Origin of the sequence: Methylophilus sp. YYY-1 (assembly GCF_029132825.1) — a bacterium.
Lineage (GTDB): Bacteria > Pseudomonadota > Gammaproteobacteria > Burkholderiales > Methylophilaceae > Methylophilus > Methylophilus glucosoxydans.
On the sequence record NZ_WOVG01000001.1, the window covers coordinates 511,253 to 533,840 of the forward strand.

A 22,588-nucleotide genomic window follows, 5' to 3' on the forward strand; every position below is an offset into this window, starting at 1 on the left:
GCAGGAAATTCAATGGCATACGATTTGGAAGAACAGGAACAACTAGACGAGTTTAAAGCCTGGTGGAACAAAAACGGTAAACTGGTCACCCGCCTGGTGATTGCAGCGGTCGTCGTCTATGGCGGCTGGCAAGGATACCAGTCTTACATGAATAGCAAGGCCACTGCCGCCTCTACCGCCTATCAGACCTTGATCAGCAGCTCATTGCTGGATGTTGATAGCAAAAAAGCCGAGCAAATTAGCAAAGAAGCGCAAGCCATTGAGCAAGACTACAGCATGACCCCTTATGCAGGCCGTGCCGCCCTGTTTGCAGCGCGCGCATTGCATGAAGCCAAGCAGTCAGAAGCCGCTGAAAAGCAATTGCGCTGGGCGATGGCTGAAGCAAAAGAACCCGCCATTAAACAGATGGCCGCCATTGAAATTGCCGGCTTGCAAATTGAGCGCAATGCACTCGACGATGCCAAGAAAACCCTGGAAGGCATCAATGACCCAGGCTTTGATGGCATTAAAAACAGTTTGCTTGGCGATATCCTGATGGCGAAAAAACAGGAAAAAGAAGCGAAACAAGCCTATACCAAAGCATTGCAAGCGCTTGATCCTGAAGGAAAATTGTTTTACCTGACCCAGCAGAAGCTGGATGCTTTAGGATAATTGCTAATGAAGTTGAATGTTGCCGCCATGCCTGTCCCGTCTCACCGTCTCAAACAATGGACACTGGTTGCCCTGTGTGTCATCGGGAGCAGTTTGACTGCGTGTACGGCATTCAACGACGTTAAAACAAATTTAAGTGAAAGTATTTTTGGTGCCGAGCCTGCCAACCCGCCTGTAGAGCTTGAGGATATCAAATCCTCTTACGAGACACGCGTACAGTGGTCCACCGATGTGGGCGAGGCAGGCCGTTTCAGCTACGTGCCTGTCCTGGCTGACAACATGGTATATGCCGTCAATGCTGAAGGCAGCGTGATGCAGCTTTCTGCAGAAAATGGCAAAACGCTGTGGCAAACAGAATTAGGCGAGCCCATCAGCAGTGGTGCAGGACTGGGCGGTGGCCTGGTGTTGGTCGGGACCAGCAAAGGCCACGTCTATGCACTCAACCTGAATGGCAGAAAGCTCTGGAGCGCCGTGCTCTCCAGTGAAATACAAGGCTCCCCGCGCTATTATGATGGTACGGTAATTGTGCGTACCACCGATCACCACATTTACGGTATTGATGCGGCGGATGGCCGACGCAAATGGTCTTATGAACGTGCCACCCCTTCCCTCTCGCTCAAAACGCATGCCGGCATCGTCGTAGATGGCGGCGCGATTTATGCAGGCTTTCCAGGTGGAAAACTGGTGGCGATTCGTGCCGACAATGGCAAACTAATTTGGGAAGCAACGGTTGCCCAACCCAAAGGCGTGACCGAAATCGAACGCATTGCAGACATCACCAGCTTGCCGTTTGTCGATGGCCCGCTGGTGTATGTGGTAGCTTATCAGGGCAAAGTCGCCGCCGTTGACCGTCAGCGTGGACAAGTGGTGTGGAGCCGCGATATTTCAAGCTATGTCGGCCTGACCGCAGAAAATAACAAAGTGTACCTGAGCCACACCATCGGCTCAGTCTACTCACTGGATGCCAGCAATGGCAAAACTTTTTGGCGCCAGGGCAACCTGGGCTACCGCAACCTGACTGTGCCTCTACCACTCAGCAATATTGTGGCTGTTGGTGACCTGGAAGGCTATGTCCATTTACTGAGCCAGGATGACGGCAGCTTTGTTGGTCGTCTGCAATTAGGTTCCAAACCCCTTATGGCATTGATCGCAGGCACCAATGCCAACCAGTTTCTTGCACAATCGCGTGACGGTCACCTTTACGCAGTGACATATAAATAATGCTACCTACCATCGTGCTTGTTGGCCGACCCAATGTCGGCAAATCTACATTATTCAATCGTTTGACCAAATCGCGAGATGCGCTGGTCGCCGACTTGCCTGGTCTCACGCGTGACCGGCATTACGGCCGAGGCCTGGGCGCCAGCCAGCCCTATCTGGTCATTGATACTGGCGGCTTTGAGCCCACCGCAGATACGGGTATCTTGAAAGAAATGGCCAAGCAAACCTTGCTTGCCATTGATGAAGCCGATGTCATTATTTTCCTGGTCGACGCCCGTGCTGGCCTGACACCGCAAGAATTTACCATTGCGCAAACCTTGCGCAAGGCCCAGCGGCCGGTACTGCTGGCAGTGAACAAAACCGAAGGCATGCGCAAAGCCATCGTCAGCGCTGACTTTCATGAACTGGGCATGGGTGAACCCCTGTCCATCTCTTCCGCGCATGGCGAAGGGGTCAGAGACTTGATTGAACTGGCGCTGGAAACCATCGCCGATAAGGAAATCGAAGCTGCCGAGCCTGTGAATCCGGACAATCCCCGCATTGCAATTGTTGGCCGCCCTAACGTAGGCAAATCGACACTGGTGAATGCGCTGCTGGGAGAAGACCGCGTGATTGCCTTTGACCAGCCAGGCACGACTCGCGACTCGATTGAAATCGCGCTCGAAAAGAACGGCAAGCACTATACGATTATTGACACTGCGGGCGTACGCAAACGCGGCAAGGTCTTTGAAGCGGTTGAAAAATTCTCCGTGATCAAAACCATGCAAGCGATTGAAGACGCCAACGTGGCTATTTTGGTGGTGGATGCCCAAGAGGGCATTACCGAGCAGGATGCACACGTTGCGGCCTATATTGTCGATGCCGGACGTGCTCTGGTCGTCGCCATTAACAAATGGGATGGCTTGCAGGATGATGAGCGCGAATGGATCAAACGCGAAATCGACCGCAAACTGCAATTCCTCGACTTTGCAAAATTCCACTACATCTCGGCGCTGCGTAAAAAAGGCCTGAATGAGTTACTGGACTCAGTTGATGTTGCCTTTAAGGCAGCCATGGCCAAGTTAGCCACGCCACAACTGACGCGCGTGCTTGGCGAGGCCACCACCCAGCATCAACCACCCATCAGCCGTGGTATTCGCCCCAAACTGCGCTATGCACACCAGGGTGGCAGCAACCCGCCAATTGTGGTGGTACACGGTAACCACATTGATGGCGTCAAAGCGAGCTATACGCGTTTTCTCGAAGGGGTGTTCCGAAAAGCCTTTCAATTGGTAGGCACACCGCTGCGCGTGCAATACCATCAGGGTGAAAACCCGTTTGATAAAGAAGAAGAGCGCAAAAAAGGCGAAGGCCTGGTCACCATGCGTAGACGTAAAAATGAAATGCGCGCCAAGCTGAAAGCGCGCAACGAGCAAAATAAAACCAAAAAATAATTGCTTGGGCGCTCAGGATGGGCTTTTGCTTTATTCCATCCTGCGCAGTCAAGCTCACACGCACTGGCAGCACGCCTCTTGAGTGCTCAACTTGAAATCAGACTTATTTCAAGCTGATTTCATAGGTTTGCCAGCCTGTATGCCTTGCCAGCTTATCATCGCAGGCACATGCCAGCTGGTTATCCTCAGCACTCACCCAACGGATCACCGACCATCCCTGCAGTTGTCCAATCTGCACCACTGCCTTGATCAAAGCGGTGCCAACACCCTGCCCTCTGACCGCGGATGCTACAAACAAATCATCGAGATAACCGCCCATGCTCGCCGCCAAGGGTCTAACAAAAGCACGATAATGTGCAAATCCAATCAGGCGCCCCTGCGCATCCACTGCCACCAAAGCAAATATGGCGGGAGACGGCTGGTGTAACCACTGCCAGACCTGTTCCCGCATGGCGACAGACTGATTCACAGCATAAAACCTGGCGTAGTCAGCATACAAGGCTGACCACTCGGCATGATCTTCACCAGCGATTGGACGAATATGGAAACGGGATGGTTGTGTCATGAGAGTCCTTCAGTCATACGGCAAACAAAAAAAGGGACCTTACGGTCCCTTTGTATCCCTTTAAAAGGTTATCGCAAGGTGGGCAGCAGATTTTTTGCGCTCACGCCCAGCTCTTGTGCCATGCTGGCCCCCAACTTCTTGGCAAAGCGATCCACAACCGTCTCCTGGTAGGTGAAATCAACAATTTCAGACTGCTTGATCACTTCACGGGCGACGTATTCTGCGCTGCCTTGCGCATCCGCAAGACCCAGCTTGATACTTTCTTCGCCGTTCCAGAACAGGCCACTAAAGGTGTCTGCATCTTCCTTGAGGCGGCTACCGCGGCCTTCACGCACCACGGTGATAAATTGCTGGTGGATTTGATTGAGCATGCTTTGCGCAAATGCCTGCTGCTTTGGATTGACCGGTGAGAATGGATCCAGCATACCTTTGTTTTCGCCAGCGGTCATCAAACGGCGCTCTACCCCCACCTTTTTCATGGCTTCAGTAAAACCGTAGCCATCCATCAGCACGCCGATGGAGCCAACGATACTGGCCTTATCAACAAATATTTTGTCGGCGGCGACGGCAATGTAATAGCCTCCCGAAGCGCAGATATCTTCAACCACGGCATAGACAGGAATTTCCGGGTGTAATTTGCGCTGACGGTGAATTTCATCATTGATGATGCCTGCTTGTACCGGACTGCCACCTGGACTGTTGATACGCAAGATAATGCCCTTGGTGCCCTTGTTGTCGTAAGCATCATTGAGGCTGCTGATCACCGCATCGGCATTGACTTGGCCACCGGCCTCAATCACGCCGGAAATGTCGATCAGGGCGGTGTGGGCAATAGAGGTGCTTTTGCTTTGCCCGACCCAGCCCAACAACATCATGAGCAGGAAGAACAGATAGATAAACGTCAGCGACTTGAACAACACAGACCAGCGTCTGGCTGTTTTTTGCTCCTGCAATCCGGCCAGTGCAATTTTTTCTACCGTGCGCAAAGCCCAATCCTGCGAGACAGGGCTCGGTTGTGTGTCTGAGGATGGCGTATGGTTTTCTTGCATCATTCAACTTTCGTCTATTAATTTTTAGCTATTCTAGCAATATTTGTGTGCTCGCCGTTGGCTATTTAAGCAATGAGGCAGAGGCTGTCACACGGACGAATCCTCATCACTAAAACTGATCGAGATGGACCGTGATCATGCCATCGGCTTCAGTAACAGGGATGGATGACAGGCGCTTGCCCTGGCATGGCCCCACCACACAATAGCCGGTTTCTGGCGCGTACATGGCTCCATGCGTCGCACAGATCAACCACTCTTGTGTCATGTTAAAAAATTTACCATGCTCCCAGTCCAGCTCCACCGGCACATGCGCACAGCGATTAACATACGCATAGGGCTTGCCCTCAAAGCGGACAACAAAGCCGGTCGCATGCGGGCCGAGCGCCGGGATGTCAAAGCGTAACCCATCGCCTTTATCAGGCAAGGCGGCACTGTCAAAAGTGACGGCGTTCAGGCTCATGTCTGCTCCAATAACCAGGCGCTTAATGTTGCCACATCATGAAACAGGTAATCCGGGGAATACTGCTGTAAATGCTCAGCTGTTTGCGACCCATAACTGACCGCAGCCGTGATCACCCCTGCGTTTTTGCCCATTTGCATATCATATTGTGAGTCGCCTATCATCAAGGTACGCTCTGGCATCACCACCAGTTCGTCCATGAGCGCATCCAGCATTTGCGGATGCGGTTTCGAAAAACACTCATCCACGGTTTTAGTGGCATTAAAGCACCTGGCCAAGCCCGATTGTTGCAAAGCAGTATTTAAGCCACGCCGCCCTTTGCCTGTCGCGACCGCCTGCTTGCAACCTTTGCGGTCGATGGCAATAATCGTTTCGGCGATGCCTTCAAACAATACAATATTGTTTTCATTGTTGTAATAGTTACGGTTGTAATTGGCGACCAGGGCCTGTGCCTGAAACTCTGGAATATCTCCAAACAGTACTTCTATGGATTCGCGCAGTCCCAGGCCGATGATGCTGCGCGCACGAGCTTCGGTCAGGCCGGGTAGGCCTGCCTGTTCTGCGGCCTTGATCAGCGCCTGAGAAATCAAACCGGTAGAATCTGCAATGGTGCCATCCCAATCCCAGACAATTAAATCAAACTGTTTCACTAAATCAGACTTCTTCACTCAGCAAACTTTCTTTAAAACTCAACATTGATGCGGCCAGAACACACGACCAACTTTATTTTACGGCCTGAAGTTGACGTTGTTGTTGCAAAAAGCTTTCTAATTCTGCCGGCAACGGTGCCACCAAATGCAAGGGCTCTCCCGTCAGCGGATGGGCAATCCGTGTCTCGCTGGAATGCAAAAACATGCGTTTCAAGCCCTGCTTGCTTAATTGCTTGTTCAAGGCAAAGTCACCATATTTATCGTCGCCCAGAATCGGGAAGCCCAAATGAGACAACTGCACCCGCAACTGGTGCGTACGTCCGGTGATTAATTTGGCTTGTAAAAAACTGTACGGTCCCAACACGGATTGCAGATAAAACCAGGTTTCAGAGATTTGCGTTTCCACCTCAAACTTGCCTTTGGCCGCGTGTCGCTTGGCGGTGAAGCCACTTGCCTTGAGTGACTTTCTGCCGCCCGCCTCGTGATTGAGCAAAGGTTCATCCACGACTTGCACCCTGCGCTCACCACTTTCTGTCACGTATTTCTGCAAATCCAGGGTGACTTTCTTTCTCGGCTCTGTCCACTGTCCCTGCACCAGGATTAAATAGCGTTTATCCATATGATGATGGCGCATGGCTTCGTGCAAGGCAGTCAAGGCCGAGCGTTTTTTGGCAATCATCAATACGCCGGAGGTTTCACGGTCCAGACGATGTACCAGCTCGAGAAATTTGGCTTGGGGCCGCTCAAGGCGCAATTGCTCAATCACGCCCAGACTGATACCACTGCCACCATGCACCGCCATCCCGGCCGGTTTATTCAGCGCCAACATGGCATCATCTTCATAAATCACTTGCTCGGCCAACTTGGCCTTGACCGTGGGAGCGGCTGGCTTGGCTGCGGCCTCCGCAAGGCGAATGGGCGGCACGCGCACTTCATCGCCCAGTTGCAATCGGTATTCCGCATCAACGCGCTTCTTATTGACGCGGACTTCGCCACTGCGCAAAATCCGGTAAATATGGCTTTTAGGCACGCCTTTGAGCACCTTGGTCAGAAAGTTATCTACCCGCTGTGTTTCAGACGCCTCGTCCACCATCAAGAATGTGACGCGATCACTGGCGGGCCTGGGCTCGGAATCGAGGCTGGAAGCCATTGCGGCCGTCGCGGATGTAGATGATCGTAATTGTGAGCTCATAGTTGCAGGTCGTGCTTTGCTTTATCAGGACTTATGGATATACTGTCGAGATTCTGAATCAATGGTTTTCCGGCAAAAGCGACAACATTGCCATGCCGATTTCGAGATGACAAACTGTTTTCATCTCTGACCTGTGAGCCCTGATATCCGGACTCGCCAGATTTTGGGTCTCGTCAATGCATTCAGAATCAAAAAAATTTTGGTGAATACCGCTCGCCATCAAGTAGCGATAATTAATTAGAAATGTTTTAACGCGAAGCTCACGCAGAATAACCAAAGAAATGAGCTCGGCGTTAGCCAACCCGAATTTTAACGAAATTGCCCTCTGTTTAGGGTTTTATTTTTGCAGTCTATCGCGCTGGACAATACAGGTCACACACTCCTGCCACGCACACACTGCCCCTTGCAGAAACCGAGTCTTCAGCCACATTCAGTGTTGGCTGCACTCAAGTGCATATTGATGCCTGCCTGCTGCGCTGACAATCTTGTAGCGCACCTCGCAAAAGCCATTGCACATCCCCGGTGACATCTTGGTCACTTCGTTAAGTTCTGGTGGTTGTTTACGACCACGGCCCGCCCTGCGCACATCTCTATTCTGTGGCTTCGTCTAGGAGCCCTGCATGAAAAGAATGTTGTTTAATGCAACGCAATCAGAAGAATTGCGCGTTGCGATTGTCGATGGACAAAAACTCATCGATCTGGATATTGAACACGCTGGTAAAGAACAGCGCAAAAGTAATATCTACAAAGGGGTGATCACCCGTATTGAACCGTCTCTCGAAGCCGCATTTGTCGACTACGGGACTGATAGACACGGCTTTTTGCCGTTCAAGGAAATTGCCCGCAGTTACTTCCAGGAAAAACCGGATCAAGGACGCGCCCGTATTCAAGACGTGATCAAAGAAGGTCAGGAAGTCATTGTGCAGGTAGACAAAGACGAGCGCGGCAGCAAAGGCGCTGCGCTGACTACCTTTATCTCGCTGGCTGGCCGTTACCTGGTCTTGATGCCCAACAATCCACGCGGAGGCGGTGTCTCCCGTCGCGTGGAAGGTGAAGATCGCAATGAGTTGCGCGACACCATGGCGCAACTGGAAGTGCCTAACGGCATGAGCATCATTGCCCGCACCGCTGGCATTGGCCGCAATGCAGAAGAGCTGCAATGGGATTTGAATTACCTAACCCAATTGTGGCAAGCGATTGAAGATGCCTCCAATTTCCAGCCTGGCGCTTACCTGATTTACCAGGAAAGCAGCCTGGTGATCCGCGCTATCCGTGACTACTTCAGTGCTGATATCGGCGAGATCCTGATTGATACCGCTGACGTACACGAGCAAGCCTTGCAGTTCATGAACCACGTGATGCCAGGCAATGTCACCCGCGTCAAACTGTATCAGGACGAAATTCCGCTGTTCTCCCGCTTCCAGATCGAACATCAGATCGAATCTGCGTTTGCGCGTGAAGTACGTCTGCCTTCCGGTGGGGCCATCGTGATCGACCACACCGAAGCACTGGTGTCCATCGACGTCAACTCTGGCCGCTCCATCAAAGGCGCAGATATTGAACAAACCGCGTTTAATACCAACCTTGAAGCGGCCGAAGAAGTGGCACGTCAGATGCGTCTGCGTGACCTGGGTGGCCTGGTGGTCATTGACTTTATTGACATGGAAAACCAGCGCAACCAGCGTGATGTCGAGAACGCCCTGCGCGACGCTTTGCATCACGACCGCGCACGCGTGCAAATGGGCAAGATTTCACGCTTTGGCCTGTTGGAAATGTCCCGTCAGCGCCTGCGTCCTAGCCTGGGCGAAACAAACCACATGACCTGCCCACGTTGTAACGGTACAGGTCATATCCGCGGTATCGAATCCACCGCCTTGCATATCCTGCGCATCACGCAGGAAGAGGCAATGAAGGACAACAGCGCCATCATTCAGGTACAGTTGCCGGTTGAAGCCGCCACTTTCCTGCTCAATGAAAAACGTGCCGACATCCACAAGATTGAGCAACGCACCGGCGTGGAAGTGATCCTGATTCCTAACATCCATATGGAAACGCCAAATTACAACATCTTGCGTATCCGCCATGATGATGTGAACGAAGAAACCACGCAAGCCAGCTACAAGATGGTGGACTTGCCAAGCGAGTCTGATTACCAGCATCGCCTGGAACAGGCTGCAGCCCCTGCCAAAGCTGAAGCTCTAGTCAAAGGCATTACGCCTGCGACATCGGCCCCGATTGTAGAAGAGAAACCTGCGCCTGCGCCGGTACAAGTGACTGAGCAGAAAAAGTCATTCTTTGGCGTGATCAAGTCCTGGCTTGGTCTGGACGAAAAAGAAGTGGTGCCCTCAGAACCTGAAAAACCAACGCGCGAAAGCAAAGAGCATGGCCGTGACCGGAATAAAAACCGTAACCGTCGTGACCGTCAGCGTGACCGCGGCCAAGAGCGTAATGAGCGTCCAGCCAATGAACGTACAGGCAAAGAGCAACAGGAAACACAGCATGGTAATAAACCTCGCCAGGAGCGTCCGGCACAGGAAAAACCTGCGCAGAGAGAACGTCAAGAGCGCCAAGCCAATCAAGAAGTCAAAGCAGAGAACAATCAGCCCGCATTGACCGCGCAATCAGGCGACAACAAGCAGGAACGCGGTGAGCGCGGCAACCGCCGTAACCGTCATGGCCGCCGTGATCGCCGTAACCGTGATGAAGCGCCCAACCAGAACGTTGTAGAGTCTGAAAACAGTGTGGTGACTGAAAATGCTGCATCCGTCAATCTTGCCGCTGCACCAGTTGTTGCTGACACAGTGCCTACGTTTGCGGTGGCAGAAACAACTGCCGCAGTTAGCCCAGTAGAAGTAGTGGCTGCCGCACCAATCGTAGAGAACCCGGCTGCCGCAGTGGAAGCGCCCGTTGAAGACACCGCCATCCAAACCGCAGATGACAATCAGGCTGAAGTGCCCAAGGCACAAAAACCTGCGCGCAATCGTTCAAGAGCAGGCAAGCCAGCAGGAAAAGCCAAAGCGAAACAGGCTGATCAGGCGGTAGACACCAGCGGGATTGAATTGGTGGAAACCGCTGCAACGTCCTCCCCTGTGGTGACTGAAACCACTGAAGCTCCAGCAGACGCGAAAAAGAAACCGGCCCGTAAACGCAAGCCATCTACGGCAAAAACCACAGAAGCCCAGGCAGACAGTGGCATTCAACTGGTAGAAACCAAAGCAGAAGTGGTGAATACAGGTGTTGAAGCCACCCAGAAAACCAAAAAGCCACGTAATGCGGCTAAATGGAAAAAAGACGATGCCAGCACCGGTGAAGATGGACTGGTCATGGTAGAGACGCAGAAGTAATCAAACTGAGTCTGATAAAAAAGAGGGCCTGTCAGGCCCTCTTTTTTTATGGCATCAAACGCATTACCAACTGGAGTGCCAACGCACGATACTCCAATAGCCGACTATCGTCAGCAAGATAGAGACCACCACATGCGAGGTGACATAAAGCAACATTCCACCGTAATTTTGCTTTTGTAACAAGCTGAAAGCTTCTGCCGAAAAGGTAGAGAAAGTGGTTAACCCACCCAAAAAACCGGTTGTTATCAACAAGCGCCACTCCATAGACAGGGTTGGAATCACCTGCAAGATACCCAACGCAATGCCCATTAACAGGCCCCCAATGGCATTGGCGAGAAAAGTGCCGAGCGGGATCAGTCCACCTTGATTCAAGCTCAATGCCAGGCCCCATCTGATCCATGCACCAACACTGGCACCGAATGCGACTGCTAGCCATGATTTCATTTGAATATCCTTCTAAAACGTGAACAGGCAATGTATCATAAGTTTAAAAACATTCAGCTTCAACCGCCCGTTGATTTAAAGAGATTGCCTTGCGTTTACTATTCGTTACTTCAGAAGTTTTCCCGTTAATCAAAACAGGTGGTTTGGCAGATGTCAGTGGTGCACTCCCCACCGCCCTCGCTAGCAGTGACACAGAGATTCAAATTCTGTTACCAGCTTATCGTGGCATGCTGGCGCAATGTAGTGCGCCCAAACGCTTGGGCAGCTTACAGCCCTTCCATGATATCCGCTGCGAACTCTACAAAACTTTGTTACCAGGCACCAATATCCCCTTGCTGCTCATAGACTGCCCTGCGCTCTATGACCGGGATGGCGGCCCTTACCATCACCCGCTTCATGGGGAGTGGGAAGATAACCCGTTGCGGTTTGGGGTGTTGTCAAAAGTGGCAGCTATGCTGACGATGCCTAACATGCTGCAGGCCTGGCAGCCAGAGATCGTCCATTGCAATGACTGGCAAACTGGATTAACACCCTACTACCTCAAGCAAATGGGCAGTCAGGCCAAGTCCGTGTTCAGCATCCACAACCTGGCCTTCCAAGGCAACTTTCATGCTGACTGGCGCTATCGATTAACCCTCAACCTTGAGGACTATCAGGCAGAAGGCTACGAGTTTTATGGCCAGGTCTCATTCATGAAATCCGGTCTGTTTTACGCCGATGCTTTATCAACCGTCAGCCCAACCTATGCCCGTGAAATTCAAACCGATCAGTTTGGTTTTGGTTTTCAAGGCTTGCTGCAGCATCGTGCGGCAGATTTAACCGGGATTTTGAATGGCATCGATACCGAAATCTGGAATCCCGCACAAGACCCTTATTTGCCAGCACACTACACTGCCAGTGCGTTATCCGGCAAGCAAGCGATCAAGCAAGCCTTGCAGGCAGAATTAGGACTGCGTCAGCAAGCAGATACGCCACTGTTGGGGGTCGTTAGTCGCCTCACCTATCAAAAAGGGCTGGATATGCTGATAGAGATTGCTGACGCATTGCTTGGCAGCGGTTGTCAATTAGCCGTGCTTGGCAGTGGTGAGGCCAGCATGCAACGGCAGTATCTGAGTTTAATGCAACGCTATCCTGGACAAGTGGCCGTGACCATCGGCTATAACGAGCCGCTCTCGCACCGTATCATGGCCGGTACCGATATTTTTGTCATGCCTTCGCGGTTTGAGCCCTGCGGGCTGAATCAGATGTATGGCTTGCGTTATGGCACGATTCCGGTAGTCGCTAATACTGGTGGCCTGGCAGACTCAGTGCATGGCGGCGAAATCAATGCCCAAGGGGTTCCTGGCAAGATGACTGGATGGGTCATGGCTGACAATGACGCATCGACACTTTTGGTCACATTACAAACTGCGATGCAGGTTTATGCCAATTCTGGTCAGTGGCAACAGCTACAACGGCAAGCGATGCAACAGGATGTGAGCTGGGAAACCAGCGCCCAACACTATCAAACACTGTACCAAAACGTGCTTTCAAGCCCAAAAGCCTGATTTTTAAAGCCAGAGAGACAAAAAGGAGAAGTTGGCACGGAAGCTGCTTATTACTAATCAAGCTTCTCCAAAGCTAACTTCTCCTCCCTCAAGACGCCGAATAGGCGTCTTTTTTTTGCCTGAATTCAGACTCAGTCGCTTATTCAGCGGCCGCAGGTGGTGTCATATTCAAAAAGTGTTCGCGGTAATACTTGAGCTCATCAATCGACTCATAAATATCCGCCAGGGCTTCATGACGGCTGGCTTTTTTAAATCCCGCATAAATATCCGGACGCCAGCGACGTGATAATTCTTTAAACACACTCACATCAAGATTGCGGTAATGGAAAAATGACTCCAGACGCGGCATGTAACGCGCCATAAAGCGTCTGTCCTGGCAGATGGAATTGCCACACATCGGCGACTTGCCTGCAGGCACATGCTCTTTCAAGAATGCCAGCATGGCATCTGTTGCCGCTTCTTCATCCAGGGTCGATGCCTTGACCTTATCAATCAAGCCACTCCGGCCATGCGTGCCTTTATTCCAGGCATCCATTCCATCGAGTACTGCATCAGACTGATGAATGACCAGCACAGGGGACTCTGCAATCACATTTAATTGTGCATCGGTGACGACGGCAGCTAATTCCAGAATGCGGTCCGTGTCAGGCAGTAAACCGCTCATCTCCATATCCAGCCAGATTAAATTGTCCTGATTAGTTGCCAATTGTGTGCCTCTCGTCATGATTTCCATTAAAATGAAACATTATATTCAGTTCAGTGAACAAGGTGGAGTTAAATCCATCAAAATAGCTAACTGAAATCATTCATCCTCATTACTGTTATGTCCGGATTATTTACTCAAATTTTTGTCGCTGTGATTGTAATCAGCTTGGCAGTACGTGTCTGGCTCGGCTTGCGCCATATTCGCCATATCCAGCAACATCGTGCACAAGTGCCTGCCGCCTTTAGTCAAACAATCAGCCTGGAGGCGCATCAACGCGCTGCAGACTATACGACCGCCAAGGTAAAACTGCGCTTGAGTGAAACCGTCATGGAGTCATTGATTTTGCTGGCACTCACGCTAGGCGGCGTTTTACAACTGCTGGATCAGGCCTGGCAACAATGGCTGCCTGACCATGAAATCATTCGTGGTGCACTGGTCATTTGCTCGGCCATGTTGATCTCGGGTGCAGCGACCCTGCCGTTTGATTACATTCAGACTTTTAAAGTCGATGAGAAATTTGGCTTTAACAAGATGTCACGCAGCATGTTTTTTAGTGACCTGGTTAAACACACCGTTGTTGGCTTAATGCTGGGCGGACCAATCTTGTTTGTCGCGCTCTGGCTTATGCAAGGTGCTGGCGACTTATGGTGGCTCTACCTGTGGCTGATCTGGAGTGCGTTTAACCTGTTTATGCTGGCAGTGTATCCCATCTGGATTGCGCCACTGTTTAACAAATTTACGCCCATGCAGGATCAATCCCTTAAGGCACGTATTGAGGCCCTGTTGCAAAAATGCGGCTTTGCCAGCCAAGGCTTGTTTGTGATGGATGGATCCACTCGCTCTGGTCATGGCAATGCCTACTTCACCGGTTTTGGCAAAAACAAACGTGTTGTGTTCTTTGACACCTTGCTGGAAAAGCTCAGTGCCGATGAAATTGAAGCGGTGTTGGCCCATGAGCTTGGTCACTTCAAACACCAGCATGTGATCAAACGCATCATCATGATGTTTGGATTAAGCCTGTTAGGATTGGCGTTATTGGGTTACCTGATCAAACAGGAATGGTTCTTTACAGGGCTGGGGATTTCGGCACCGAGTAACCACATGGCTTTGCTGCTGTTTGTGCTGGTCTCGCCCGTCTTCATGTTTATTCTGCGTCCAGTCATGGCGGCTTACTCCCGAACCAATGAGTTTGAAGCCGATCACTACGCGGCACAACAATCCAGACCACAGTTTCTGATTGATGCACTGGTCAAGCTGTATCGTGACAATGCGTCTACGTTGACGCCGGATCCACTCCACTCTGCATTCTATGACTCGCATCCACCGGCGAGCCTGCGGATTGCCAAGTTACAAACGTACGCATGAAAGCGCTCCTGCTGATCAGTTGGTCTTTATTGCTCGCCAGCCATGATGCAAGCGCAACTGAAGCCCAGCTGCAAGCAGGAAAAAAACTGGTCGACACCCATTGCATCAGTTGTCATGCCAGCAGCTATGGCGGCGATGGTAGCGGCATTTATACACGTGACTACCGCAAAGTGCGCTCTTTCAATGGATTAAAAGCTCAAGTCACCAACTGTAATACCATGCTCAACCTTAAATGGTTCGATGATGAAGAGCAGCAAGTGGTACAGTACTTGAATCACACCTACTATCATTTCTAGCATGTCGCATCCAGGCCTGATTGTCGCTGCCTATGGCAAGCGCTATAACGTAGAATTGCCCGATGGGCGTATTCTTAGCTGTGTCACGCGTGGCAAAAAAGTCGATAATGCGGCAGGTGACCGCGTCACAGTGACCCTCACTGCCAACAATGAAGGCGTCATTGAGAAAACCGCAGAACGGACCACCCTGCTCTATCGCAGCAATGCTTATAAAAGCAAAGTGCTGGCAGCCAATGTCACCCAGATATTGATTGTGCTGGCAACGCAGCCAAGCTTTTATGAAGACCTGCTTAACCGTTGCCTTGTCGCTGCAGAAGCCGCTGGCATTCGGGCTGTCATTCTCCTCAACAAATGTGACTTGCCTAATCCACAAGCCCTACAAAAGCTGGAGCAATATGCAGCGCTTGGCTACCTCACTTTGCAACTCAATGCACGGCAATCGGTAGAGGCGCTCAAACCGCTACTTACGGGTCACACCAGTGTCTTAGTGGGGCAGTCCGGCATGGGAAAATCTACGATTATCAATAGCCTACTCCCTGAAGCACGCAGCAAAACACAGGAAATCAGTACCACACTGGATAGTGGCAAACACACCACGACAGCCACCCATCTCTACCATCTTGATCAGGACAGCGCCATTATTGACTCGCCGGGCCTGCAGGAGTTTGGGCTGTATCATATTAATGAGACCGAGCTTGAATATGCATTTGTCGAGTTCAGGCCTTTTATTGGTCACTGCAAATTCAATAATTGCACGCATACGCACGAACCAGACTGCGCAATTCTGAAGGCTGTCCAAGCAGGCAGCATCCCCCCCGAACGCTTACAAATATTCCAGCAAATCCGTAGCGAAAATAGCGTGCAGGTCTACGGTTAACCCCAATTTTCTTATTGATCACTAATTGTTGGGCACAAAAAAACACCCTGCCGAAGCAGGGTGTTTCGTCTGTATCACCGACCAATGACTTGATCGGTTAGCGCTGTGCTAGATTACAGTGAGAACACGTTCAATGCACCGCCGCCAGGGGCAGCGTTGTACTTGGTCAACTCTTTGTAACCACCAGCAGCACCCAGTGCGTCTGTGTCAGTCGTCATGCCCAAGTTCATCGCAACACCAGCCCAACCACCGATACCAGACAAGATACCCACGTATTGCTTGCCTTTGTTACCGTAAGTGAAAGCGTTACCAATTGCACCGGAACCGACTTGGAATTTCCACAGTTCTTTACCGGTTTTCGCATCAACAGCCTTGAACCAACGATCCAATGTACCGTAGAACACGATGTCTGAAGCTGTAGTCAAAGCACCACTCCAAGCAGAGAACTTCTCTTTGTTGTACCAGACTTTTTTGTTGGTCATTGGGTCGTAAGCACCGAAACCACCCATCACGCCGTCTGGACCAGCAAACATAGTCAGTGTCGCACCAACCCATGGTTGACCAGCAACGTATTTGGACTCAACTGGCTCGTATGTCATACATACGTGGTTCAGTGGAGAGTACATCAAACCGGTTTTTGGTGAGTAGGCTGCTGGCTGTTGGTCTTTAGTCCCCAAAGCTGCTGGGCAGATACCCTTAGCATTGTAGTCCTGGTGTGTTGAGTAACGGCCATCTTTGCTTGGCACACCTGTTTTCAGGTCTACATCATTTGCCCAGTTAACGAATGGATGTACTTTTTCAGCGGCAATTAAAGTACCTGTCAGTGCGTTCCAGGTGTAAGCAAAACCGTTACGGTCATGGTGCCATGCGTATGTTTTGCCACCTTTGTCGAACAGGATCACTTCGTTCACACCGTCGTAGTCCCACTCATCATGTGGTGTCATTTGCATTGCCCACTTAGCAACACCAGTATCCAGATCACGTGCAGTCACAGTCATAGACCATTTGTTGTCGCCTGGACGTACATCTGGGTTCCAAACGGATGGGTTACCCGCACCGTAGTAAACCAGGTTTGTACGTGCGTCATATGGCCACCAGCCCCATACGGAACCGCCACCATGTTGCCAGCCGTCTTTAATCGCTTGTGGTTTCAACCAGGTACGAGTACCCAACTCTTTTTCGCCGCCTTTGATTTGGTCAGCTGACAAGCGCTTGAAAGAACCGCCTTCTTTGTTACCACCATTCACGTCTTGATAAACAGACAGTGCGTTGTAAAGCGGGTTGTCTTTGTTAGTGTTAGCGTCGTGCAGTGTTTCAGCGTCAGGACCTGTAGAATAGGCTTTCCATGCCAGAGAACCGTCTTTCAGGTTGTATGCAGCGATAAAGCAACGTACGCCGAACTCAGCACCTGAGCAACCGGTCAGTACTTTGTCTTTGATCACATGTGGTGCGTTGGTGTTAGTTGCACCGACTTTTGGATCAGTGTTTTTAACATCCCAAACTTTAGCACCGGTTTTTGCATCCAAAGCAACCAGCATGCCGTCGTTTTGTTGCAAGAAGATTTTACCGTCACCAAAACCCAGACCACGCGTCACGTTGTCACAGCACAATACTGCTTGTACGCTTGGGTCTTGTTTAGGAAAATAGGTCCAAACGATTTTCTGATTGTCGTTCAGGTCAAGTGCGTATACGTTGTTTGGGAAAGCAGTCACGATATACATCATGTTGCCAACAACGACTGGAGAGCCTTCGTGACCACGGTTTACACCAGTCGCGAATGTCCACGCCATTTTCAGGTTTTTAACGTTGCCCTTGTTGATTTGTGCCAAAGCGCTGTAGCCTTGGTTATTATGTTGACCACGTGGATGTGCCCAGTTGTTGGGATCTTTCATCGCAGCTTCTTGATCAGCAGCAGCGAATGCGAGCATTGGCATGGCAAGCGCAACGCTGGCAGCAATACCAAAAGCAGTTTTGATTTTCATGATAGTTATATCTCCGAGATAATCACAAGGTAGCAATTGTTAACATCAATTGCGCGGTGCTTAAGTTGCCACTGGCACTAGGATTTCCAGAGCTGAAACATCCTGTAACGGATATATGTCACTTTATTAAGCGCTTGTAACTGTAATATAAATAACCGCCCATGACAGCCAGCCAGTTTAAGGTTTTATTCATGGGCCAGAGCGGGAATTTTTCCGAAAACTTTATTGAATTGCTTTTTTTTTGTATCATCTGGTAACGGAAGGCCATGTCCTAGTGTGCCCTTCAGGTAAGCGTGCCCAATGTGATGTGCAGGCACCCTTTTCTTGAACATAAGGCAAACGCAGACGTGCTGAGACCCTGGTATTACTCACTGGTATTAGATAAAGATTCCCCTTCCTCCATACATCAGCAACTCATAGATCACTTCAGGTCGATGATAGAAGCAGGTGACTGGTTAGGCGGTAGTCCCTTGCCCAGCTCACGCGATATTGCGCAACGCCTGGGGATCAACCGAAAAACGGTTTCACGCGTGTACGAAGAGCTTTCTGCACAAGGACTGATTTACACTCAACCCAAGCGCGGCACTTTTGTGGCCGAGACCACCAAGCGTGCCAGCTCAGCAGACAAAGTGATGGCGGGCCAGAGCCAGCCATCTCCCGCACCACTCACCGAAACCAGCAACATAGAAAGCCTGATCCAAAAAAGCAGTATTCATCATCTGCGCCGGGCAGCATTGCATCTGCACAAATTGCGGCAAGCAGATTACGATGTCACGGGCTTGCATCATCTCAAGCATTTGCTGGCAAATTTGCTGGCACATGAACGGCGCTATCTGGTGCCGCCGGAACATATTGCCTGTGGCGCGCGGCATGGCCTGCAACAGGCGATCCTCTGCAATCTGGATGCAGCCCATGGTTATGTATTGATTGATGCCGAATTCGGGACCGGGTTGGAGCGCGCGTTGAAAAAGCACGGTATTCCAGTCATGAGACTGCCTGAAATGGCATGTAACCAGACTCAGCAGTTTATTGATCAGGTTGAAAAATACTGCATCAATTTTCCGGTATCCGCAGTGTGGTGTGATAGCAGCAAGATTGTGTCACCAGACCACCTGGAAGCCGAGCACACCCTGATTGCACAAAAATTATCCGACTATGGCCTGCTGCTCATTGATGACCAGCGTAGCCGCCTACCCCTGGGCCTTGAGCATCAACCGCCACTGGCCGCAAAGTACGCACGCAGCCTGCTACTCGGCAGCCTCTATGGTACCTTTTGCGAGATGTTCAACATTTGCTATGTGGCGAGCAATCTGGGATTCACAGACAAGTTCTTGAATGAAATGGACGCCCATTCACAATCTCCGTTGCTCTTGAATATGCTGGCGCAAAGTGACCTGATTAAACGCGGTGAGTATAAAAAACTGGTGACCACAATACATCGCACCATGGCTTAAACAAATACACTCACTTAGCAATCAGGCACGCACCAAATTGGTTGAAAGGAACCAAACAAAGGCGAAAATCGGCTATTAATAACCACCAAATTTTCAGGAAAAAATCATATTTACTTTAAAAATAGATTTTTAAAACATTAAGTTAAATTGAATTTATAGAGTTGGCATGAGAAATGCTAAGTTCAAGCCGGGAGTGAGCTATCACTAGGACCGATACCAGCAGACTGCATATCCGCCGGTATCGGGGTAGACACTCCCAAACTTGCATATTGATCTCAGTCAGAATAAAAAAGGCAACGCAATTGCGCTGCCTTTTTTATTCTGACTTTGAGACTGGATCTGCCTCACGGAGAGACAGACACAACCCAATTACTCTTGACCGATTTGGTAAACTTCGTAGCTGGTTTCCACAATCTTACCGGTTGTCGCATCAACTTCAACTTTGACTTCTTCGTTGTCTGCTTCGAGGATATCAAATTCGTAAGAGGCTTTGCCATCTGGTTCAAGCTCATACTCCACTTCAACCACTTTACCGGCATGCGCCGCCAGAGCTGTGGCTTTGGCATCGGCTTCTGAAACTTTAGCCAAGGCTTTGAATTTCTCGTCATCCGCGGTCACTTCTTGCTCTACTTCTGTGACTTTACCTGTTTTGGCGCTACACTCGATATCCCAAGCAGAGCCGTCTTTGGACTGCACATCAAACTCGTATACCAATTGCTTGCGCTCTGATTTGGCTTCGACTTTTACAATTTTGCCATCATGCACAGACAAGGCCGCTTTTACGCACTTACCCAGGCTGTCGTAGGCTTTTGGTTTGATAGTTTCATGGTCAGCGAATGCTGGCGCTGACAATACACCGCATACAGCGGCAATGATGAATGACGCTTTGATTTGCATAATGATCTCCTAAGATTAAGTCATGAACTCAACGTGCAAGACTGCGCTAGGGACGCATCTTGACACATTCACAACGATGCAAAGGATATCAAAAACAAACAGGGGTTTTGCAAATATTACACCTTATTAACAAAATGGTTTAAATCAACCATTTCACGCCCTTCACCAGCCTCTTTAGACCGCAACTGGCGCCTTGATAGCAGGATAAGGATCGTAGTTTTCCAGTGTGAAATCTTCAAACTTAAAGGCAAAAATATCGTTAACTGCCGGGTTAATCCGCATGTTAGGCAAGGCACGTGGTGTGCGTGCAAGCTGCTCTTTGACTTGCTCCATATGGTTGCTGTAGATGTGGGCATCGCCCAGCGTATGCACAAAATCCCCCAGCTGCAAATCACACACCTGCGCGACCATCATGGTCAACAAAGCATATGAGGCAATGTTAAACGGCACGCCGAGAAAAATATCCGCACTTCGCTGATAGAGCTGGCAGGACAGTTTGCCATCTGCCACATAAAACTGGAAAAAAGCATGGCATGGCGGCAACTTCATCCGCTCAACATCGGCCACATTCCAGGCAGACACAATTAAGCGACGAGAGTCAGGGGTCTTTTTGATCTGCTCTATAACCTGCGAAATCTGGTCAATATGACTGCCATCCGGCTTGGGCCAATTGCGCCATTGATAACCATAGACCGGGCCGAGATTGCCTTGTTCGTCTGCCCACTCATCCCAAATGGTGACGCCTTGTTCCTTGAGATAGGCAATATTGGTACTGCCTTGCAAAAACCAGAGGAGCTCATGAATAATCGACTTCAGGTGTACCTTTTTGGTCGTTAATAATGGAAAACCTTCTGCCAGATTAAAGCGCATCTGATAGCCAAACACCGAGATCGTGCCTGTACCGGTGCGGTCAGTTTTGACATGACCATGCGCAAGTACGTGGTTCAGTAAATCATGATACTGTTGCATAGACAGGCTCCCGCTAATTTAGGTATTGGCGACGATAAATGCTTTAATCGCATCGACACTGACGTCCATGACGGTCGAGGTTTGCGGCAAGTCTTCCAGGCCTTGCAGGCTGGCTGGCCGCTCAGGTTTTTCTCCTAGAGCTTCCACGATGGCGTCTTCAAACTTGGCCGGCAATGCCGTTTCCAATACTAGCATGGGCACATTTGGCTTACGGTGTTCCAGAGCGACTTTCAAGCCATCGGCAGTATGCGTATCAATAGTCACGCCATATTTTTCTTTGGTAGTGCGTATGATTTGCATCCGGTTGGCATGGTTACTATGGCCTGAAACAAACCCAAAGTCAGCCACTTTCTCAAAATAACCATCTGCATTCAGGTCAAACTTGCCCCCATGATCCACAGCGGTCCAAAGCTCGCGTACCCTTGCGCTGTCTTGCCCCACCAAGTCATAGACAAAGCGCTCAAAGTTGGAGGCTTTGCTGATATCCATGGACGGGCTGGAGGTATGATAAGTATTGGCTGAACCACGCGGCGCATAAACGCCGGTATTGAAAAATTCGTCCAGCACATCATTTTCGTTGGTAGCAACGATCAATTGATCAATGGGCAAGCCCATCATGCGCGCAATATGCCCTGCACAGACATTACCAAAGTTGCCACTCGGCACGGTGAAGCTGACCTTCTGGCTGTTGTTTGTGGTCACAGCCAAATAGCCTTTGAAATAATACACAATTTGGGCTGCAATGCGCCCCCAGTTAATGGAGTTGACTGCGCCGATTTTGTATTGCGCCTTGAATGCATGATCATTTGAGACGGCTTTGACCATATCCTGTGCATCATCAAATACCCCTTTAACCGCAATATTGAAGATGTTTTTATCTTGCAGGCTGAACATCTGCGCCGTCTGGAAGCGGCTCATTTTCTGGTAAGGCGATAGCATGAAGACACGCACGCCTTTTTTGCCACGCATGGCGTATTCGGCCGCTGAGCCTGTATCACCGGACGTTGCGCCCAAAATATTGGTGGTCTGGCCAGTTTTTTCCAGCACGTATTCAAACAGGTTGCCCAGCAGCTGCATCGCCATGTCTTTAAACGCCAGCGTTGGCCCATTTGAGAGACTCAGCAGGTAGAGATTATCCTCGAGCTTGAGTGTAGGTGTAATGTCCTCGGCATTTTGGCCAGCACGCGCATATTGATAGACTTCAGCCCGGTAGGTTTTATCAATAATGGCTTTGAGATCTGCGTGTGGAATATCACTGTCATCAACCAAGCGTGACAAAACCGCAAACGCCAGCTCACGGTAACTCATGCCACGCATGGCATTGAGGTCAGCATCGCTGAATTGCGGATACTGCTCAGGCAGATACAAGCCGCCGTCTGGCGCCAGGCCACCCAGCAAAATCTCACTAAAACTCAAAGCAGGCGATTGCCCGCGGGTACTGATATATTTCATTGTATGACACTCACTGAATTTGGCCGGGTCAACA

General features: G+C 50.3%; 20 protein-coding genes. 9 read left to right on the forward strand and 11 right to left on the reverse strand.

The window, feature by feature from the left end; genetic code table 11:
• The first annotated feature begins 12 nt into the window (after positions 1 to 12).
• Genes GOC95_RS02300 through der form a run of 3 tightly spaced genes read left to right on the forward strand, consistent with a single transcriptional unit; the run spans position 13 to position 3,305 of the window.
• Positions 13 to 651 carry a tetratricopeptide repeat protein gene (locus GOC95_RS02300; RefSeq protein ID WP_194747799.1) on the forward strand — a complete coding sequence of 213 codons (639 nt, stop codon included), beginning with the start codon at positions 13 to 15 and terminating at the stop codon, positions 649 to 651.
• Positions 652 to 657: 6 nt separating this feature from the next.
• Positions 658 to 1,872 carry an outer membrane protein assembly factor BamB gene (gene bamB, locus GOC95_RS02305; protein WP_228518736.1) on the forward strand — a complete coding sequence of 405 codons (1,215 nt, stop codon included), beginning with the start codon at positions 658 to 660 and terminating at the stop codon, positions 1,870 to 1,872.
• Positions 1,872 to 3,305 carry a ribosome biogenesis GTPase Der gene (der, locus tag GOC95_RS02310; RefSeq protein WP_275355481.1) on the forward strand — a complete coding sequence of 478 codons (1,434 nt, stop codon included), beginning with the start codon at positions 1,872 to 1,874 and terminating at the stop codon, positions 3,303 to 3,305. The genes bamB and der overlap by 1 nt, the downstream gene beginning before the upstream one ends.
• Before the next feature lie 103 nt (positions 3,306 to 3,408).
• On the opposite strand, the gene GOC95_RS02315 is transcribed toward der, so the two are convergent.
• From GOC95_RS02315 to GOC95_RS02335, 5 genes are all read right to left on the reverse strand, one after another.
• A complete protein-coding gene (locus tag GOC95_RS02315; RefSeq protein WP_275355482.1) occupies positions 3,409 to 3,870 on the reverse strand; it encodes a GNAT family N-acetyltransferase in 462 nt (153 codons plus the stop codon).
• 68 nt (positions 3,871 to 3,938) lie between these two features.
• On the reverse strand, positions 3,939 to 4,919 hold the full coding sequence (locus tag GOC95_RS02320; RefSeq protein ID WP_275356380.1) for a S49 family peptidase: 981 nt from the start codon (positions 4,917 to 4,919) through the stop codon (positions 3,939 to 3,941).
• A gap of 109 nt (positions 4,920 to 5,028) precedes the next feature.
• The gene (locus GOC95_RS02325) at positions 5,029 to 5,379 is read right to left on the reverse strand and encodes a Rieske 2Fe-2S domain-containing protein (protein ID WP_275355484.1); all 351 of its coding nucleotides are present in this window, start codon (positions 5,377 to 5,379) and stop codon (positions 5,029 to 5,031) included.
• A complete protein-coding gene (locus GOC95_RS02330; RefSeq protein WP_275355485.1) occupies positions 5,376 to 6,029 on the reverse strand; it encodes an HAD-IA family hydrolase in 654 nt (217 codons plus the stop codon). Before GOC95_RS02330 ends, GOC95_RS02325 begins: the two co-directional genes overlap by 4 nt.
• A 73-nt stretch (positions 6,030 to 6,102) precedes the next feature.
• Entirely contained in the window at positions 6,103 to 7,221 is a 1,119-nt protein-coding gene (locus GOC95_RS02335) for a pseudouridine synthase (protein WP_275355487.1), read from the reverse strand.
• A gap of 620 nt (positions 7,222 to 7,841) precedes the next feature.
• Between GOC95_RS02335 and GOC95_RS02340 the strand changes: the two genes are divergently transcribed.
• On the forward strand, positions 7,842 to 10,565 hold the full coding sequence (locus tag GOC95_RS02340; RefSeq protein ID WP_275355489.1) for an Rne/Rng family ribonuclease: 2,724 nt from the start codon (positions 7,842 to 7,844) through the stop codon (positions 10,563 to 10,565).
• 63 nt (positions 10,566 to 10,628) lie between these two features.
• Here the strand turns inward: GOC95_RS02340 and crcB are convergent, their stop codons facing one another.
• Entirely contained in the window at positions 10,629 to 11,009 is a 381-nt protein-coding gene (gene crcB / locus GOC95_RS02345; RefSeq protein ID WP_275355491.1) for a fluoride efflux transporter CrcB, read from the reverse strand.
• A gap of 89 nt (positions 11,010 to 11,098) precedes the next feature.
• Between crcB and glgA the strand changes: the two genes are divergently transcribed.
• Positions 11,099 to 12,556, forward strand: a complete 1,458-nt coding sequence (gene glgA, locus GOC95_RS02350; RefSeq protein ID WP_275355493.1) for a glycogen synthase GlgA — start codon at positions 11,099 to 11,101, stop codon at positions 12,554 to 12,556.
• Between the two features lie 139 nt (positions 12,557 to 12,695).
• On the opposite strand, the gene orn is transcribed toward glgA, so the two are convergent.
• Entirely contained in the window at positions 12,696 to 13,280 is a 585-nt protein-coding gene (gene orn / locus GOC95_RS02355) for an oligoribonuclease (RefSeq protein ID WP_275355495.1), read from the reverse strand.
• Positions 13,281 to 13,379: 99 nt separating this feature from the next.
• On the opposite strand from orn, the gene GOC95_RS02360 reads away from it, so the two are divergent.
• The 3 genes from GOC95_RS02360 to rsgA are packed head-to-tail and all read left to right on the forward strand — an operon-like array spanning position 13,380 to position 15,800.
• The gene (locus tag GOC95_RS02360) at positions 13,380 to 14,627 is read left to right on the forward strand and encodes a M48 family metallopeptidase (RefSeq protein ID WP_275355496.1); all 1,248 of its coding nucleotides are present in this window, start codon (positions 13,380 to 13,382) and stop codon (positions 14,625 to 14,627) included.
• Complete coding sequence (locus GOC95_RS02365) at positions 14,624 to 14,923, forward strand: cytochrome c (RefSeq protein ID WP_194747813.1); 300 nt, start codon at positions 14,624 to 14,626, stop codon at positions 14,921 to 14,923. Before GOC95_RS02360 ends, GOC95_RS02365 begins: the two co-directional genes overlap by 4 nt.
• Before the next feature lies 1 nt (position 14,924).
• Positions 14,925 to 15,800 (forward strand): ribosome small subunit-dependent GTPase A, encoded by an 876-nt coding sequence (rsgA, locus tag GOC95_RS02370; protein WP_275355497.1) that lies wholly within the window; start codon positions 14,925 to 14,927, stop codon positions 15,798 to 15,800.
• A gap of 113 nt (positions 15,801 to 15,913) precedes the next feature.
• Here rsgA and GOC95_RS02375 read toward each other — a convergent pair whose 3' ends face one another.
• Positions 15,914 to 17,782 carry a PQQ-dependent dehydrogenase, methanol/ethanol family gene (locus GOC95_RS02375; RefSeq protein ID WP_275355499.1) on the reverse strand — a complete coding sequence of 623 codons (1,869 nt, stop codon included), beginning with the start codon at positions 17,780 to 17,782 and terminating at the stop codon, positions 15,914 to 15,916.
• 347 nt (positions 17,783 to 18,129) lie between these two features.
• On the opposite strand from GOC95_RS02375, the gene GOC95_RS02380 reads away from it, so the two are divergent.
• Entirely contained in the window at positions 18,130 to 19,236 is a 1,107-nt protein-coding gene (locus GOC95_RS02380) for a GntR family transcriptional regulator (RefSeq protein ID WP_275355501.1), read from the forward strand.
• Positions 19,237 to 19,605: 369 nt separating this feature from the next.
• On the opposite strand, the gene GOC95_RS02385 is transcribed toward GOC95_RS02380, so the two are convergent.
• The 3 genes from GOC95_RS02385 to thrC all read right to left on the reverse strand — a co-directional run bounded on the left by GOC95_RS02385 (position 19,606) and on the right by thrC (position 22,554).
• Complete coding sequence (locus GOC95_RS02385; RefSeq protein WP_275355502.1) at positions 19,606 to 20,133, reverse strand: PepSY domain-containing protein; 528 nt, start codon at positions 20,131 to 20,133, stop codon at positions 19,606 to 19,608.
• Between the two features lie 174 nt (positions 20,134 to 20,307).
• Positions 20,308 to 21,102: a thymidylate synthase gene (locus GOC95_RS02390; protein ID WP_275355504.1), complete on the reverse strand. Its 795-nt coding sequence runs from the start codon at positions 21,100 to 21,102 to the stop codon at positions 20,308 to 20,310.
• Positions 21,103 to 21,120: 18 nt separating this feature from the next.
• Positions 21,121 to 22,554, reverse strand: coding sequence for a threonine synthase (gene thrC, locus GOC95_RS02395; protein ID WP_275355506.1), 1,434 nt, complete (start codon positions 22,552 to 22,554; stop codon positions 21,121 to 21,123).
• Positions 22,555 to 22,588: the final 34 nt, after the last annotated feature.

What these genes read in the sequence shown, in the direction of transcription:
- GOC95_RS02315 (WP_275355482.1), bottom strand. Translation starts at nt 3,870, where the DNA reads ATGACACAACCATCCCGTTTCCATATTCGTCCAATCGCTGGTGAAGAT.
- GOC95_RS02325 (WP_275355484.1), bottom strand. Translation starts at nt 5,379, where the DNA reads ATGAGCCTGAACGCCGTCACTTTTGACAGTGCCGCCTTGCCTGATAAA.
- GOC95_RS02320 (WP_275356380.1), bottom strand. Translation starts at nt 4,919, where the DNA reads ATGCAAGAAAACCATACGCCATCCTCAGACACACAACCGAGCCCTGTC.
- GOC95_RS02385 (WP_275355502.1), bottom strand. Translation starts at nt 20,133, where the DNA reads ATGCAAATCAAAGCGTCATTCATCATTGCCGCTGTATGCGGTGTATTG.
- GOC95_RS02390 (WP_275355504.1), bottom strand. Translation starts at nt 21,102, where the DNA reads ATGCAACAGTATCATGATTTACTGAACCACGTACTTGCGCATGGTCAT.
- der (WP_275355481.1), top strand. Translation starts at nt 1,872, where the DNA reads ATGCTACCTACCATCGTGCTTGTTGGCCGACCCAATGTCGGCAAATCT.
- GOC95_RS02360 (WP_275355496.1), top strand. Translation starts at nt 13,380, where the DNA reads ATGTCCGGATTATTTACTCAAATTTTTGTCGCTGTGATTGTAATCAGC.
- rsgA (WP_275355497.1), top strand. Translation starts at nt 14,925, where the DNA reads ATGTCGCATCCAGGCCTGATTGTCGCTGCCTATGGCAAGCGCTATAAC.
- GOC95_RS02375 (WP_275355499.1), bottom strand. Translation starts at nt 17,782, where the DNA reads ATGAAAATCAAAACTGCTTTTGGTATTGCTGCCAGCGTTGCGCTTGCC.
- GOC95_RS02335 (WP_275355487.1), bottom strand. Translation starts at nt 7,221, where the DNA reads ATGAGCTCACAATTACGATCATCTACATCCGCGACGGCCGCAATGGCT.
- bamB (WP_228518736.1), top strand. Translation starts at nt 658, where the DNA reads ATGAAGTTGAATGTTGCCGCCATGCCTGTCCCGTCTCACCGTCTCAAA.
- GOC95_RS02340 (WP_275355489.1), top strand. Translation starts at nt 7,842, where the DNA reads ATGAAAAGAATGTTGTTTAATGCAACGCAATCAGAAGAATTGCGCGTT.
- GOC95_RS02300 (WP_194747799.1), top strand. Translation starts at nt 13, where the DNA reads ATGGCATACGATTTGGAAGAACAGGAACAACTAGACGAGTTTAAAGCC.
- thrC (WP_275355506.1), bottom strand. Translation starts at nt 22,554, where the DNA reads ATGAAATATATCAGTACCCGCGGGCAATCGCCTGCTTTGAGTTTTAGT.
- crcB (WP_275355491.1), bottom strand. Translation starts at nt 11,009, where the DNA reads ATGAAATCATGGCTAGCAGTCGCATTCGGTGCCAGTGTTGGTGCATGG.
- GOC95_RS02365 (WP_194747813.1), top strand. Translation starts at nt 14,624, where the DNA reads ATGAAAGCGCTCCTGCTGATCAGTTGGTCTTTATTGCTCGCCAGCCAT.
- orn (WP_275355495.1), bottom strand. Translation starts at nt 13,280, where the DNA reads ATGACGAGAGGCACACAATTGGCAACTAATCAGGACAATTTAATCTGG.